This window comes from Klebsiella sp. JN_Kp126, assembly GCF_033843325.1.
Classification (GTDB): domain Bacteria; phylum Pseudomonadota; class Gammaproteobacteria; order Enterobacterales; family Enterobacteriaceae; genus Klebsiella; species Klebsiella michiganensis.
Genome location: NZ_JAWXQV010000047.1, coordinates 84828 through 100982, shown reverse-complemented (window position 1 = coordinate 100982; position 16155 = coordinate 84828). Strand labels below are relative to the sequence as shown.

The window sequence follows — 16155 nt, the reverse complement described above, 5'->3', positions numbered from 1 at the left end:
TCGCTACTTCGGTGAAATCAGTTCGCCCATGCCGCGCTCGGGCAGGCGTTTGCCCTCCTGCGTCTCCAGGTCCTCTTCTTGCACCCGGTTAAGCATGGTGGCGACAGGCGTTGGCGCGGCGGCTTGCAGACGATGTTGCGCGTCGCGGATGCGTGACGCCTGCTCGCCTGCGTTGACCACCAGCAGGCTGATATCGACGTGCGGCGCCAGCAGCAGGGCGTCCTGGGCCAGCCCGAGCGATGGCGCATCAATAATCAGATAATCGTAGGTCTGCCGCAGCGTCGTCAGCAGCGCCGGGAGCCGTTCAGAAGTGAGCAGCAGCAGGGCTGAGTCGCTGAGTTCGCCTCGCGGCATAAAATCCAGCGTCTCGGAAAGGGGGGCCACCGCCTGGGACGCGGCGCTGCGGCCATCAAGACGCTCGCTGAACCCTGTTTTATGCTGAGGATAGCGCGCGGAGAGCCCCGCGCTTGCCAGATAATCTACATCGATGAGCAAGGTTTTGCCTGACTTAGCGGCGGACCACGCCAGCATTTCGGCAATCAGGCTGCTGCCGGCATCTGCCTGCGCCGAGGTCACCAGTATCGTCCCGCTATGAGTATTCTGGCCGAGCAGCGCCAGGCGCAGGCTGTGGAGCATATCGGCATACAGCAGGTTCTGGAACGTCAGCTTCGCGCTGTTCGCCTGAGGCAACAGCGGAAACTCACCGCTGGCATCAAGGCCCGTTTTGGCTTTAAGTTCGCTGATGCTGTTCACCGTTTTGTCGAGCGCGGTGCTGACTATCAGGTACATGATGTACAGCGCCAGCGCCATCAGGGTCGCCATCACGATAAGCAGACCGCGCTGTGGTTTAGAGGGAAGATTTGGCGGCACGGCGGCATCGTAGATCACTTCATCGGGAACCGAAAAGCTCTCGGAGAGCTTCTGCTCATTCGCCCGCTGATACAGCGATTTATACAGCTCTTCGGTTTTGTTCAGCGCGGTCATCATGGTGTTGTATTTGTCGCGCCTGGCGCCCAGCGCCTGGAAGTCGGCTTTCTGGTCGTTGAGCATCTGCTGATAGTGCTGTTCATCGTCCAGCGCGATCTGATACTGCTGGCGTAAGCCGTTAAGCAGTTCCCCCAACACCTGGCCTATCTGCCCGTTGACGACCTGCAGCTGGGCCTGAGCCTGAAGATATTTCGGATGCTTAGGGCCATAGTGTTTTGCCGCTTCCGATAAGTTACGCCGCGTCTGGATCAGCGCGATACGCAGATCCTGAATCTGCGGATGACCGGAAATTTCCGGCAGCGAGATGATGGCTTCCGGCGCTTTTCCCTGCTGACGGCGCACTTTGTCCCACACCGTTTGCGCTTTCAGACGGCGCTGGGTGGCGTCGGCCAGATGGTTAATCACGATCCCCAGGCGCTCGGTCTCGTAGCCATCCATGCTGCGAAAGGTCAGCAGGCCGTTTTGTTTGAGAAAATCATCGATGTCGGCTTTCTGGCGATCGAGCTTATCGCGCAGATCGTCCATCATTTTCTCGTTCCAGCCCTGGGCCTGAAGTAAAATTTTCTGCTTCTGCGCCAGGCTGTAATCGATAAACGCCTGCGCCACGCCGTTGGCGATATCGGCGGCTTTTTGCGGCGATTTCGCCTCCATCGAAACGGATACCAGCTGCGTGGTGCGCACGCCGGAGATGGTCAGGTTTTTTTGCAGGGCGCGCAGCGCATTATTGACCCGCGCGGCCTCATCAAGATTGTCCCCGCCGTTAAATTCCGGGTCCCGATCCAGCTTTAGCGCTTTTACCGCGGCTTCCAGCACCACGCGGGAGCCCATCAGCGCGTATTTGGTTTCATAGTAATCGCTGCGGGTGGAATCATAGTTTTCCAGCCGCGGCAGGGGGGTAACATCCTGCGACTGCGCTTTAAACAGCACCGTCGCGGTTGCGGTATAGCTGGATGACATAAAGCGCGTCAGGATCCACGACGCCGCGGCAGCCACCACCACCACTACCAGGCACCAGATCAGCTTGTGCTTAATTTTGTTGAAATAAGGCGTGAAGTCGATAAAGCCTTCTTTCTTCTTTCCATTTTCAACTAATGAAATAGCCATATCAGAAGAAACTCATGCCAATGATGATGGTATCTCCGGCCTGTACGGCGGAGTCGGCGGCGACGTTTTCCAGCAGTTTACCGCTGCGAAACTGACGAATGCGGATGTCATGGCGATCGGCGCGATCGGTAAACCCGCCGGCCAGCGCAATGGCTTTTTCAGCGGTTAAGCCCGGTTCCCAGGCGTAACCGTCCGGTTTTTTGACTTCGCCTAACAGATAAATTTTACGGTATTCGGCAATGCTCACGGTCACCATTGGCGCCTGCAGATAGTTACCGCGCAGCTTATCGGCAATTTCGTTGCCGACCTGTTCAGGCGTTTTCCCTTTCAGCATCAGGGAGCCTATATAAGGATAATCAACGCTGCCGCTATTATCGATTTTTACGCGCATAGTGAGATCCTGCTCGCCGGAAACCGCGATATTGATCTCATCTCCCTGGTCCAGATGATAAACGGCATCCGGCGGCGTTCGGATCGTCTGCGGCGGCGCCGAACAGCCCGCCAGCCATAGCGCCAGAAGAGAAATCACCGCCCGTTTTCCATAGCTAAGGATCATATTTGTACCTGCGTCATAAAAATAATGGCCGAGTCGTGGTAGCCCAGCGTGCGCTCGACCTCATGGTCATAGTCCGGGCCAATATAAAAGGCATCTTTTTCTTTATTAGAATGCATCGTGTTCCATTGCAGCTTCAGCTGAAAATTAACGGATGGACGGTAGTCATAGTTGAAGGTGAGCGACACGAGGTTTGATCGATCTTTGCGTCCGTTGGTCTGGTGTTTGTAATCCTCTGTAATATAAGAGTAATCAACCAGAGTGGAGAACCTGTCGACCAGCCAGTGGTGCTCATAGCCCAGACCGAAATTTGATACCAGAATATAGCCGCCGGAGTCGGTGGGATCTTTTATTCGTTGTGAACTGTGTAGGTTGAGCTTTATCTGTTCAAGCGGTTTCCAGTCGGCGTTAATATCCCAGTTCAGGCCGTTGAATCCCTGCGAGTCGGGATTATGGATAAAATCTTTATACAGCCAGGCGACGTTGCCGTTGATCTCGGTCTTGCCGGAAAGACGATTTTTCATGCCGACCAGCAGATAATATTCGTTACTGTCTTTTAACGGGTTGAGCTCATAGCGACGCTGGTTGGTAATAAAACTGTAGCGATAGCGCAGCGTTTTGGCTTTTTGATCAAAAAGCTCGGCGACCAGGCTGTTTTCATGCCACTCCTGATCGTGCATGTAGTAATGAAAGTCGGCGCTGGCGTCCTCAATGCTGTCGAGATTGCGAAAGCGCAGCTGCTTATGCATTAGCGCAACTTCTGCTTTACCGCGCCCTTCCGGCGCCCCGTAGCTATAGCGCAGTTCACTGTTAAAGAAGCGCGTGGCGATGGGCTTATTAATGCCAAACTCTTTAAACTGCTCGGGGAGAAACCCCTCGGTGGTATCGCGGCCGCGCTCTTCATGGCCGAACGTTTCATCGAGATCCAACGACAGCCCGTGCATGCTGCCGAAGCGCCACTTGCCGTTAAACATAAAAAAATGGTTGTCGCGGTTATCTGCGCTATCGCTGGCGTAGCGGCGGTAATCGCCGGAGTACATCAATAAATAGCGGTCCTCGTAGCGCTCGCCGATGGCTTTGAAAATCGGCTTAACGCCTTGATAAGCGGAGCCGATTTCATTCTCGCCGTAGCGTTGCCAGGTCACGTTGTCATTGTAACCGACGTCATAACCCACCTGGCTCTCGAAATCGATGCCAGCCACACCGGTATGTGGTTTTGCCTGCAGGTCAGCCCATGCGTAAGGCATCGCCAGCAAACCTGCGAGGAAAGTGAGTTCAGAACGCATTCTTCCCCACAAATCCGCGGAAAAACGTTAAAAACACAATTTTAATGTCCAGCAGCAGCGACCACGACTGAATATATTCCAGATCGTACTGAATGCGTTTTTCCATTTTATCAATCGTGTCGGTTTCGCCGCGAAAACCGTGTATTTGCGCCAGCCCGGTAATGCCGGGCTTCACTTTATGGCGGATCATGTAATTTTCCACCAGCACGCGATACTGCTCATTATGCGCGACCGCGTGAGGGCGTGGGCCCACTATCGACATGGTTCCCTGCAGCACGTTAAAAAACTGCGGCAGTTCATCAAGTGAGGTTTTACGTAAAAAGGCGCCGAATCGGGTAATGCGCGGATCGTTACGCGTTGCCTGGGTCACTACCGCGCTGTTTTCCATCACGCGCATGGTTCTGAACTTCCAGACGGGGATCTGTTTACCGTTCAGGCCGTAACGGTTTTGTTTAAACAGCACCGGGCCCGGCGAAGTCAGCTTAATTCCGATCGCCACCGCCAGCATGACCGGCAGGCTGACCAGGGTAAAAAAAGCGCCAAGCACGATATCTTCGATACGCTTGAGTACCGCGCCTTCGCCTTCAAACGGCGAGGTAAAAATGCTGATCGTCTGAATATTGCCAAACATCCGCAGCTGAGAAATATGTGAGCTGTAGGAAAAGAGGTCCGGTACCAGAAACACATCTACGGTGGTGTCGGAAAATTCATTCAAGAACTGGCGAATACGCTGCTGGGCGACCATCGGCAGGGCAATATAGACTTCATCGATTTCTCCGGCTTTCGCCAGCGCCAGCAGGTCGCGTGAGTTGCCTTTTTTATCAATGCTGAGCAGGCGACTGTCGCGCTGCACGGCGCGGTCCTCAAAGAAGGTGATGTCAATCCCGTCGTGGGTATACTCCTTAAACAGCGCCTGCTCGATGGCCAGCCCGGCTGGCGTTATGCCTAAAATAGCCACCTTGAGTCTGGATTTGAAAAAATAGCGGCTGGAGATAACGCGAATCAGAAACATACTAATAAATATGGCAATCGAGCACAGCACAATAATTTCAGCTAATCGCACCGCGTTTGTGCTGGCGTGATTGTTCAGTAATAATTCGGCGCTTACAAACAATAAAAATGATAACAAGCCGCTTATACTGACGCTGAAAAATAATTTAGTTAATTTTTTTAAATACTGGCCTTTAAACTGACCAGAATATAGCTGAAAGTGTTCATTGGCTCTGATAAAAATCAGTGAATATATTATGCCCAGGAACAGAGAGGCCGTTGAGGGTTCGACGAAAAAGTATTTTAAATAAGCGAAAATGAACAAGTTGACGGCAATAAAATCCAGTAGCTTCATCAGCTTACTATAGCGGGCGTTGTAAATTTTAATGGTGCTATCCGTCATCTTTTTGCTCGTTTTATAGTCAATAAAATGATGTCCTGTCCTTCTTTAAAGCTGAATTTATGTCTATGAATCTATTCAAAAATTAAGCTTTAGCTCGGCGTTGATTATTGTAGCCTACGATTAATCTTATGTCGAACCTGCCCCGGACTGAGAGGAGATAACTTTTCCTGACGGGCAATAATATTTTTATCATTGCCTGAAGCATAAAAATGGCGGTTACGATTAAATAGGGGCGGAGAGACCCGGGCGGCAAACGAACGGCCGTCGTGACTACATTTCCTGGCCGATCCGCACTTGAGCGTTAAAAAATCCGCGCCAGCTGGGGCTGGCGCGTTTATTGGTTAAATCCCAATGCACATGTATTTGATTTCTAAGTAATCCTCGATGCCATACTTCGACCCTTCTCGGCCGAGACCGGAAGATTTCACGCCGCCGAACGGGGCGACCTCGGTGGAGATCAGGCCGGTGTTAATCCCGATAATGCCGTACTCCAGCGCTTCGCCGACGCGAAAGACGCGGCTCAGATCGCGAGCGTAGAAATAGGCCGCCAGGCCGAATTCGGTGTCGTTGGCCTGAGCAATAACATCCGCTTCATCTTTAAAGCGGAATAGCGGGGCGAGGGGGCCAAAGGTCTCTTCTTTCGCCACTTTGGCATCACCGGGGACGTCCACCAGAATCGTTGGCTGAAAGAAGTTTCCGCCGAGCTCATGAACTTTCCCGCCGGTTACTATCCGCGCGCCTTTGCCCAGCGCATCGGCGATATGCTCCTGTACTTTGGCGATCGCTTTCTCGTCAATCAGCGGCCCGATGGTGACGTTCGGCTGCAGGCCATCGCCGATTTGCAGCTTACTCACCGCCTGCTGAAGCTTTTCGGCGAAACGATCGTAGACGCCATCCTGGACGTACAGGCGGTTGGCGCAGACGCAGGTCTGCCCGGCGTTGCGAAACTTGGAGGCCAGCGCGCCTTCGACGGCTTTATCCAGATCGGCGTCGTCAAAAACGATAAACGGCGCGTTGCCGCCGAGCTCCAGCGAGACCTTCTTGATATCTTTCGCGCACTGTTCCATCAGCTGGCGGCCAATTTCTGTCGAGCCGGTAAACGAGAGTTTGCGCACCAGCGGGTTACCGGTGAGCTCATTGCCGACTTCGCTGGCCGAACCGGTGACCACATTAAACACGCCCTCGGGGATCCCGGCGCGGTTGGCGAGCTCCGCCAGCGCCAGCGCGGAGAACGGGGTCTGGCTGGCGGGCTTGAGCACCATCGTGCAGCCTGCGGCCAGCGCCGGGCCCGCCTTGCGGGTGATCATCGCCGAGGGAAAATTCCACGGGGTGATAGCGGCGGTCACGCCAATCGGCTGCTTAATCACCAGCAGCCGCTTGTCGGCCTGATGGCCGGGAATGGTGTCGCCGTAGATGCGCTTGCCCTCTTCGGCAAACCACTCGATAAAGGAGGCGGCGTAGCTGATTTCACCTTTTGCTTCCGCCAGCGGTTTACCCTGTTCCAGCGTCATCAGGCGCGCCAAATCGTCCTGATGCTCCATCATCAGCTCAAACCAGCGGCGCAGGATAGCGGAGCGTTCTTTGGCGGTAAGGGCGCGCCATGCGGGCAGCGCGCCGGCGGCGGCATCGATAGCCTCGCGGGTTTCTGCGGCGCCCATTTTGGGCACGCTGCCCAGCTGCTGGCCGTTGGCGGGGTTCGTGACCGCGAGGGTCTCTTTGCTGCTGGCGTCGCGCCAGCGTCCGTTAATCAACGCCTGCTGGCGAAAAAGGGTAGGGTCGTTAAGTTGCATGGTTGCGTCCTGTCTTAATCTGTTTTAAACCGTGGATGCGCCTGAATCAGCTGCGTCAAACACCTGTCCCTGTTTAGTGTAGACGAACGCGTTCAGAGAACCGGGAGCAATGCTGGGTGATACAACAATAACCACAAATAATTTACGGATATTTGAACTGGCAGAACGTTATTGTGCAAACAATGCTGTATTTTTTATGCTCAACCCGCAAGAAAGGAGCGCTCTATGTCACAGCAAGAACGGTTTTGTCAGGCCTGTGGAATGCCGATGTCCGCCGGGGAGGCGAAAAGCGCAAGCGAAGAGTACTGCGCCTGGTGCTGCGATAGCGAGGGGAAGCTTAAATCCTGGGAGGACGCCGTCTCCGGCCTGGCCGAGTTCCTCGATTCCTGGCAGAAGGTCGGCCCCGCGGAAGCGCGCAAGCGGGCGATGCGCTACTTAACGGCCATGCCCGCGTGGGCCCATAAAGCGGAAGAGTAACCCGCAGCCCGGAGCGCAACACTCCGGGCTTTTTTAGCGCGATCAGAACTTCCAGGAGACGCTGCCGACGATACTGCGCTCTGCGCCAAAGTAGCAGTAAGAGAGCGAGTTACAGGCGGCAATGTAGCTCTTGTCGGTCAGGTTATTCACGTTCAGCTGGGCGCTGAGGCCTTTAATTCCCACCTTCGACAGGTCATAGCCGATCGCCATATCCACCAGCGTCCAGGACGGCAGAGTGTGGGTATTCAGGCGGTCGCTGGTAATGCCGTTGACGTAGCGCACGCCGGAACCCAGCGTCAGGCCATCCAGCGGGCCGCTTTTCACATCATAGCTCAGCCAGGCGCTGGCCTGATTGCGCGGTGCGTAAACGGCACGCTTGCCTTGCTCTTCCGGGCTGCTTTTCTTATAGCGAATGTCGGTGTAGGTATAGGCGGCCTGCAGGCGGAAGCTATCCGTTAGCTGGCTTATCGCCTCCAGCTCCACCCCTTTCGACTCAATTTCACCAATCGAACGATACGGATCGGTCGGCTCTTCTTTGGTGGCGATATTGGTCTGATTGATGCGGAATACCGAGGCGCTGAACTGGCTGTTCATTCCTTCCGGCTCATACTTCAGCCCGGCTTCCCACTGCTTGCCTTTCATTGGATCCAGCACGTTGCCGTTTTCGTCGGCGAAGCTGGTGGGCGTAAAGGCGGTGGAGTAGCTGATGTACGGGGCAAACCCGTTATCGAACAGATACAGCAGCGCGGCGCGGGTGCTGAAGTTGTTCTTATCCAGATCGCTGCGCGTTTGATTAAGCTTATCGATGTTGGAGACGCTGACCTGGTCGTAGCGTCCGCCGAGGGTCAAACGCCAGCGCTCCCAGGACATTTGATCCTGTAAATAGTAGCCGGTCTGGCGCAGCTTGTGCTTCTCGCGGCTGTACATGGTGATGTAATCCGGCTTCGCGCCGTAGACCGGATTAAAGGCGTCGATGGCCGGGAATGCGCCATAGTAGCCGGTGGTGTCGTTGCTGCGGTCCTGATAGTCGATCCCTATCAGCAGGCGATGGTTAACGGCCCAGGTATCGACGCTGCCGTCGAGCTGGTTATCGAGGGTGATGGCGTTCATCTTTTCGTCCGAGCCGGAATAGCCGCGGTTCAGCTCGGTTTCGTTCAGCCAGCCCGCGGCATAAACCTGATTCAGCTCGACTTTGGTATGCAGGTAGCGCAGCTTCTGCCGCACCGACCAGCCGTTATCAAACAGATGCTCGAAGTTGTAGCCGACCATATTTTCGCGGCGATCGTACTTGTCGTAGTCATCTTCTCCCTCGAAGAAGGTGTTAGCGATTTTCTTGCCGTAGTGCGGCACCACGGTACCTTCATAGGGGAGGCCCGAGTGGCTGCCGCCCTCCGGGTCGCGATGCAGATAGGCCATCAAATCAAGGCGCGTCTGGTCGGTGATGCGCCAGGTCAGGCTGGGCATAATCGCGTAGCGCTGCTCTTTTAAGGTATCAAACTGCGAGTCTGCATAGCGGGTCATGCCGCTTAAGCGCGCCGCCACGCGATCGCTATCGTCCAGCGCCCCGGTAACGTCAAACGCCGCCCCGCGCTGGTTGTTATTCCCGGCAAACAGCTTGATTTCCCCGCCGGGATCGAATGAGGGTTTACGCGAGGTGAGGGCGACGATGCCGCCGGGCGAAGAGCGGCCGTACAGCACTGAGGCCGGGCCGCGCACCACTTCGATATTTTCCAGGAACCACGGATCGACCACCAGCGAGCTGTGCGAGTTGGTATCGCCCATCATTTTCAGGCCGTCGAGATAGACGTTATCCAGGCTGCCGTCGGAGAAGCCGCGCAGGACGATATAGTCAAAGCGGTTGGAGGCGCCAATCTGGTTGCTGTATACCCCGGGGGTATAGCTCACGGCCTGGCGGACGCTGATCGCGCCCTGTTCTTCAAACTGCTCGCGCGTGATAATAGACACCGATTGCGGGGTCTCTATATCCGGGGTGGCAATTTTGGTCGCGCCGCTCTGCATCTGCGAAGTGACCACGATGGTTTCGTTTTTTGTTGTTTCCTGGGCCAGCAGCGGGAAGGCGACGCCGCCGGTCACCCATCCTACCAGTAGCGCCAGGCGAGTTTTCGCAAACATGAACATCTCCAAAGGCATTTCTAATTGTTAATAAGAATTATTACCTTTTTGATGCTGTCTATAGCTATGCGCAATGCCAGGATACGTATGCGCGCTGCCAAAGCCGCTGACTATTTTTCGCAAAAAGGGGAAAAATGGATTAGCCCGGCTTTTGCACATCGCAGGGCGAGATGCCGTAGCGCCGACGAAAAGCGGTAGAGAAGTTGGTGGCGTGCTGGTAGCCCGACATCCAGGCCGCCTGCTGCACGCTATAGCCCTCCAGCAGATAGCTTCTTGCCCGCGCCAGCCGGCAATCGCGCAGGTAGTCAAAAACCGAACAGCCGTAGGCCTGGCGAAACTTACTGCGCAAGCTGCTGGAGCTCATCGCCGCCCGCTGGGCCAGCTCATTGAGGGTATAGTCGTTTTCCGGCGCCTGCTCCAGCAGGCGGCGAACTCTCTCCAGCCGCTGCTGTTCGCCGCCCGCCGGGGCGACGTGCTTCGCGCTTTCATCCTGACAGACGCTCAGCCCATGGCCGAACAGCTGCAGGATAAGCCCTTCCAGCATCAGCTGTCGGGACACGCGACTCAGCGCGCTCTGCTGCGCGTACTGCAGTCCGCTCAGCAGAAAACCCGGTATCTGCCAGATAAGCGTTGGCGTCTGGCACCTTTCCCACTCGCGCATCAATGAATCGAGCAGGCCATCGCGCCAGGTGCCGTCCGGGTAGAGACCGAGGGAGAGCGTACGGAGCCGGCTGTCGGCATCGTGGCGGGCGCGCATGGCCTGATGTTCGCTAAGGCGCGAGGTGAAGGCCATCCCGGAACGCACCAGGTGCTGCTCCCCGTTGAGGGTCAGCGCGACGCAGCCTTCCAGCACCACCAGCATATAGAGCGGGCTACTGTGGCGGGAGGTGGTCTCATAAGGCTGCAATACGTGAACATCAGAATGGGTGACGCACATGCCGCAGGGCAGGGTCATCTCTTCCACTTCTCCCCGCAGCACCGGGCTGGCGTGCGGAGGCTCCGGCTTTTGCAGCAGCTGCGGGAAGCGGTAGTCGATACCGTATCGTTCACCAAACGCCATAAACTCGCTGACGGAGAAAGTTTTCCTCAGCGCCTGGCGGGCGGGTTCGTTCTGCGTAGTTGTCTTGTTCATGCGATTTTCGGCACCGGAGAAGGCGTCATCGGATGACGTCACCTTATCACTGCGCGGGCAGGGCGACAATAAAGATGAGAATCATTATCAACTTTTGCGCTGCGGCACGGAAGGCGCGCGGACGGCCGCTATCCGTGCGCCAGCGGCAGGGATCAGGCGTCTGCGTTGTCCAGCGGCCAGGAGTCGAACAGGTAGCCGTCGAAGTAGATATCATCGACGTTGGAGAACTCCAGCAGGCGGCGTTTGACGTTTTCCAGATGCTGCCACATGGCAAGCTTGGCCGCCCGGGCGTCTTTTTTGATTAAGGCGGCGAGGATCCGTTTATGATCCACCAGCCACTCCTGGCGGTAGTGGGTATCGCCGAGATGGCGGTGCAGCTGGATCCACATGGGGTTATTTTCCCGCCACTGCCATGACTGCCTGAACAGCTCGACCAGCATACTGTTGTGGGTCGCTTCGGCAATAGCCAGATGAAACTGCATATCGCCGCTTTCGGAGCCGCCCGGCGCGCTGCTGGCCAGCTCGCGCTCTTCCAGCTGCAAAGCCTGGCGCATTTTGATGATATCTTCCCGGGTTGCCTGCAGGGCGGCAAATTCGGCGATATTGCTCTCCAGCAGCTGGCGGGCCTGCAGCAGTTCAAACGGACCGGCATCATTGCAATGATTGATGTCCGCGCTCTCCGCCGCGCCTTCTCCGACGGCGTTATCGAGCACGTAGATTCCGGCGCCGCGGCGCACTTCGACCAGCCCTTTAATCTCCAGCATGATCAGCGCCTCGCGGACCACGGTGCGGGTCACGTCCAGCATCTCGGCGATTTCGCGTTCCGGCGGTAAGCGATCGCCGGGGTTATAGGGCGTCTGGACGATCAGATTGCGGATCAACGCGCCGACTTCCTGATAGGGTCTGTGCTGAGAAGTTTGTGATTTCATGATGTTATGTTGTGAGATGCGATAGCCCGGTGGCTGACTATAGCATCTGGCCAGGGGGTTGGCACCTCCCCGTGCGCGGAGAGTGGGAAAACGGGTCAACCACATTGGTGTGCAGTTGACCCGTGGCAGGACAGAGCGTTACAGGCCGCCGCCGAGCGCCGCAACGCACTCGCGGGCGCCGCGTTCGCACAGCGCGTGGTAAGCCTGCGTCACCGCCGCAATAAAATCGCTATTGTCCGGCAGATCGTGGGCAAAAATTCCGCTTAACGCCAGCAGCGCGGCGACGCGTTCTGCACCCTGAAAACGCTGGTTGATCTGTTGGATCTCCGCCAGCAGCGGGTCGACAACATCAATAGGCTGCCCCCGCTCGTCGATGCCCTGGGTATAGCGCATCCAGCCCGCCACGCCGAGCGCCAGATGGCGCCAGCTGCTGCCGTTTTGCAGATGCAGACGGATGGGATCCAGCAGGCGCTGCGGCAGCTTCTGGCTACCGTCCATGGCGATCTGCCAGGTACGATGGCGCAGCGACGGGTTGCTGAAACGGGCAATCAGCAGCGTGGCGTAGGCCTGGAGATCGGTGCCTTCCGGCATGGAGAGCGTCGGCGCCTGCTCCTGCATCATCAGGGCGAAAGCCGCTTCACGATAGGCCGGGTTGGTCATGGTATCGGCGATGGTTTCATAGCCGCCGAGATAGCCAAGATACGCCAGGAAGGAGTGGCTGCCGTTGAGCATCCGCAGCTTCATCATTTCAAACGGCACGACGTCTTCAACAAACTGCGCGCCGACTTTATCCCACGCCGGGCGGCCGCTGACGAAGCTATCTTCAATCACCCACTGGCGGAACGGTTCGCAGGCGATGGCGCACGGATCGTAGACCCCAAGCTGGTCGGCAATCTCCTGCAGCGTTTCCGGCGTCGCCGCGGGTACGATGCGGTCAACCATGGTGCACGGGAAGGTGGCATGGGCTTCAATCCACGCCGCCAGCAGCGTGTCGCGCGCCTGGGCCAGGCCAAGCACCGCCACTTTAGCCACGTGGCCATTCTCGCGGACGTTATCGCAGGACATCACCGTAAAGGCCTCAAGACCCTGCTCACGGCGCAGGCGCAGCGCTTCGACGATATAGCCTATGGCGGATTTCGGCGTCGTCGGGTTGGCGAGGTCGTGTTGAATCAGCGGGTTGTTGAGATCGAGCTGGCCGCTGGCCGCATCGGTGCAGTAGCCTTTTTCAGTGACCGTCAGGGAGACGATTGCCGTGTGCGGACGCGTCATGGCGCGCAGAATGCCGTCACAGCCGTCGATTTCCGGATGCAGCGCCTCTTTCATCGAACCGATAATTTTCAGCGCGGTGCTGTCAGCGCCTTTTTCCGCCACCGTGTAGAGCAACTGCTGATTTTTCAGCTGTTCAATCAGAACGCGATCGTTGCCCGGCATCAGGTTGACTTCGCAGATGCCCCAGTCGCTGTCGCTGGTTTCCAGCAGATGATGGGTATAAAGCGCCTGATGCGCGCGGTGAAATGCGCCGCAGCCCAGGTGAACGATGCGGGATTCCAGACGAGAACGATCCCACGCGGGGCGCGTCACCGGCAGGTTGCTGTCGGCAATGGTTGCAGTCATAGCAAACTCCAGAGTGGGCCGCAAAAGGCGGCCGAAGAGGTAAAGGCGGGACGTCGGCCCCGCCAGTCAGGAATTAGCGGCTAAAAAAAGCGCGCTGAATCGCCAGCTCGACGCCGCGAACTTCAGCCAGCCCTTTCAGGCGACCAATCGCGGAATAGCCGGGGTTGGTTTTCTTTTTCAGATCGTCGAGCATCTGGTGGCCGTGGTCAGGACGCATAGGGATAAGATCCTCTTTGCCTTCCGCTTTACGGCGGTGCTCTTCTTCAACAATCGCTTTCACCACTTCGTACATGTCCACGTCGCCGTGCAGGTGAGCGGCTTCGTGGAACGTTTTCGGGTTCTCTTCGCGCAGCGTAGAGCGCAGATGGGTGAAGTAAATGCGCGGGCCGAACTGCTTAATCATATCCACCAGATCGTTGTCGGCGCGGACCCCGTAGGAGCCGGTGCACATGGTAAAGCCGTTAGCCATGCTGTTCACCGTGTTGACCATCCACTGCATATCTTCAATGGTCGAGACGATGCGCGGCAGGCCGAGAATCGGGCGCGGCGGATCGTCCGGGTGTACCGCCATACGTACGCCAACCTCTTCGGCGACGGGGATAATCGCTTTCAGGAAGACGGCGAAATTCTCGCGCAGCGCGGCTTTATCAATATCTTTATAGGTGGCAAGGTGCTGGCGGAACTGGTCGAGGGTATATCCCTCTTCCGCGCCCGGCAGACCGGCGATAATGTTGCGGGTCAGGCGCGCTTTATCTTCATCGCTCATGGCGGCGAAACGCTGATTCGCCTGAGCGACCTCTTCGGCGGTGTAGTCCGCTTCCGCGCCCGGACGCTTGAGGATATGCAGTTCAAAGGCGGCGAATTCAATTTGATCGAAACGCAGGGCTTTGGAGCCATCCGGCAGGACGTATTCCAGGTCGGTACGGGTCCAGTCAAGGACCGGCATAAAGTTGTAGCACACGGTACGGATGCCGCACTGCGCCAGATTGCGCAGGCTCTGCTGGTAGTTAGCGATCCACTTCGCGTAGTTGCCGGTATGGGTTTTGATCTCTTCGTGAATCGGTACGCTTTCGACCACCGACCATACCAGCCCGGCGGCTTCCACGATGGCTTTACGCTTGAGGATTTCGTCAACCGTCCACACTTCACCGTTCGGGATATGGTGCAGGGCGGTAACCACTCCGGTCGCGCCCGCCTGACGGACGTCAGCTAAAGTGACCGGATCGTTAGGGCCATACCAGCGCCATGTCTGTTCCATGCTTAACCTCTTTCACGTTATTGACCTGCTTCAGGCCGCTGCTTTGATGGTAGCGTCGGTTCCGGTCAACCATCGTAACGGAGGGGAAACCAGACGATATGGCGTATAAATTCCTCCAATTGGTCGAACATGTCAACCATGAATGGTGAATTGGTAAACCAAAATGTGATGGAGATGCGCGAAGGGGAGGAAACGTTAAACAGGGCGGCATTGATAAACCGCCACGGGGCGCGGGCTGATTCTGCTGGCGTTAGCGTTAAGCAATTTTCATGTACTTCAAGAGATTACTCAGAACCGGGGAAGTGGAATTCTTCATGGGCATAGGGCCAGTGCGCGGCGGGTAGCGACGTGTTGCGAAATGGTTAACCAATGTGCCAAACCTATCGACCAGAAGAACGGAGGCGGTCATTGATGCCGGCCGGAGCGCGTACGGACTCGCAGCAGATCACACTTTTTGATTATTACGATTTCCATATAAAAACTACGTGTTATCATTTCGCTGGTAAATACCTTTTCAACTCTCACCGAGGCTTTGATGCTGGAGAATGTCATCATCAGATAATCAGCTTCCCGACCTTTTCAGGCCGGACTGGTTATCGCTGCGCTTAAACCTTACGCGAACACCTGCGGGTGTTGGCTCGTTTTTACGCATGATGATTAACAGGTTTCTTCAGTATGAATCTATCCCGTCAGGAACAACGTACCTTACACGTTCTCGCTAAAGGTGGCCGGATCGCGCACATCCGCGATGCATCAGGCCGCGTCACCTCTGTTGAATGCTACAGCCGCGAAGGGCTCCTGCTCAGCGACTGTACGCTCGCCGTTTTCAAAAAACTCAAAACCAAAAAGCTGATTAAGTCCGTCAACGGACAGCCCTACCGCATCAATACCACCGGGCTGAATAATGTCCGCGCACAGCTGGACAATCGCTAAGGAGCCTCTGATGACAAACCATAGCTTCACTATTCATGTCGCCTCTGAAGGCGATACCGATGACATTCTCGACGTCGAAACCCGGGCTTTCGGCTACAGCAAAGAGGCCAGGCTGGTGGCCGATTTGCTCAACGATGAGAGCGCCTGCCCGACGCTATCGCTGCTGGCCAGGCATAACGGAGAGGCGGTTGGGCATATTTTATTCACCCGGGCGACGTTCAAAGGGGAGCCGGACTCGCCGATGATGCACATCCTTGCTCCCCTGGCGGTGGTGCCGGAATACCAGGGCGCGGGCGTTGGCGGAGAGCTTATCCGGCACGGCATTGAGCAGTTGAAAGCAATGGGAAGCCAGATGGTATTTGTTCTGGGCCACGCCGCTTACTACCCCAGGCACGGGTTTGAGCCATGCGCGGGAGATAAAGGCTATCCGGCGCCTTATCCGATTCCCGCGGCGCATAAAGCCTGCTGGATGCTGCAGCCGATTTCGTCTCAGCCGCTGGGACGAACGGGCCAGATACAGTGCGCCCGGGCGTTAATGAAACCCGAGCACTGGCGCGAGTAATCAA

At 56.5% G+C, this 16155-nt stretch carries 13 protein-coding genes; 3 read left to right on the top strand and 10 right to left on the bottom strand.

The window, feature by feature from the left end:
• Positions 1-3: 3 nt before the first annotated feature.
• The 5 genes from SIK97_RS07010 to gabD form a co-directional block, all read right to left on the bottom strand.
• Positions 4-2091, bottom strand: a complete 2088-nt coding sequence (locus SIK97_RS07010) for a GumC family protein (RefSeq protein ID WP_057173106.1) — start codon at positions 2089-2091, stop codon at positions 4-6.
• 1 nt (position 2092) lies between these two features.
• On the bottom strand, positions 2093-2647 hold the full coding sequence (locus tag SIK97_RS07005) for a polysaccharide biosynthesis/export family protein (protein ID WP_004847971.1): 555 nt from the start codon (positions 2645-2647) through the stop codon (positions 2093-2095).
• On the bottom strand, positions 2644-3930 hold the full coding sequence (locus tag SIK97_RS07000) for an outer membrane beta-barrel protein (protein WP_057173105.1): 1287 nt from the start codon (positions 3928-3930) through the stop codon (positions 2644-2646). Before SIK97_RS07000 ends, SIK97_RS07005 begins: the two co-directional genes overlap by 4 nt.
• The gene (locus SIK97_RS06995; protein WP_025107254.1) at positions 3920-5323 is read right to left on the bottom strand and encodes an undecaprenyl-phosphate glucose phosphotransferase; all 1404 of its coding nucleotides are present in this window, start codon (positions 5321-5323) and stop codon (positions 3920-3922) included. The genes SIK97_RS07000 and SIK97_RS06995 overlap by 11 nt, the downstream gene beginning before the upstream one ends.
• 341 nt (positions 5324-5664) lie before the next feature.
• On the bottom strand, positions 5665-7113 hold the full coding sequence (gene gabD / locus SIK97_RS06990; RefSeq protein ID WP_014228049.1) for an NADP-dependent succinate-semialdehyde dehydrogenase: 1449 nt from the start codon (positions 7111-7113) through the stop codon (positions 5665-5667).
• 225 nt (positions 7114-7338) lie between these two features.
• Here gabD and SIK97_RS06985 point away from each other — a divergent pair, with 225 nt between their 5' ends.
• Positions 7339-7590: a zinc ribbon domain-containing protein gene (locus SIK97_RS06985; RefSeq protein WP_025107253.1), complete on the top strand. Its 252-nt coding sequence runs from the start codon at positions 7339-7341 to the stop codon at positions 7588-7590.
• A gap of 42 nt (positions 7591-7632) precedes the next feature.
• Here SIK97_RS06985 and foxA read toward each other — a convergent pair whose 3' ends face one another.
• The 5 genes from foxA to uxuA form a co-directional block, all read right to left on the bottom strand.
• On the bottom strand, positions 7633-9741 hold the full coding sequence (gene foxA, locus SIK97_RS06980) for a ferrioxamine B receptor FoxA (RefSeq protein WP_100248281.1): 2109 nt from the start codon (positions 9739-9741) through the stop codon (positions 7633-7635).
• 121 nt (positions 9742-9862) lie between these two features.
• Positions 9863-10855, bottom strand: a complete 993-nt coding sequence (locus tag SIK97_RS06975; protein WP_014228052.1) for a helix-turn-helix transcriptional regulator — start codon at positions 10853-10855, stop codon at positions 9863-9865.
• Between the two features lie 152 nt (positions 10856-11007).
• Positions 11008-11784 carry a Uxu operon transcriptional regulator gene (gene uxuR, locus SIK97_RS06970; RefSeq protein ID WP_004847986.1) on the bottom strand — a complete coding sequence of 259 codons (777 nt, stop codon included), beginning with the start codon at positions 11782-11784 and terminating at the stop codon, positions 11008-11010.
• A 138-nt stretch (positions 11785-11922) separates the two neighbouring features.
• The gene (locus SIK97_RS06965; protein WP_057173104.1) at positions 11923-13398 is read right to left on the bottom strand and encodes a fructuronate reductase; all 1476 of its coding nucleotides are present in this window, start codon (positions 13396-13398) and stop codon (positions 11923-11925) included.
• A gap of 73 nt (positions 13399-13471) precedes the next feature.
• On the bottom strand, positions 13472-14656 hold the full coding sequence (gene uxuA / locus SIK97_RS06960) for a mannonate dehydratase (protein ID WP_047724369.1): 1185 nt from the start codon (positions 14654-14656) through the stop codon (positions 13472-13474).
• Between the two features lie 675 nt (positions 14657-15331).
• Here uxuA and SIK97_RS06955 point away from each other — a divergent pair.
• A complete protein-coding gene (locus tag SIK97_RS06955) occupies positions 15332-15589 on the top strand; it encodes a YjhX family toxin (RefSeq protein WP_004110819.1) in 258 nt (85 codons plus the stop codon).
• A gap of 10 nt (positions 15590-15599) precedes the next feature.
• Positions 15600-16151, top strand: coding sequence for a GNAT family N-acetyltransferase (locus SIK97_RS06950; RefSeq protein ID WP_032748094.1), 552 nt, complete (start codon positions 15600-15602; stop codon positions 16149-16151).
• Positions 16152-16155: the final 4 nt, after the last annotated feature.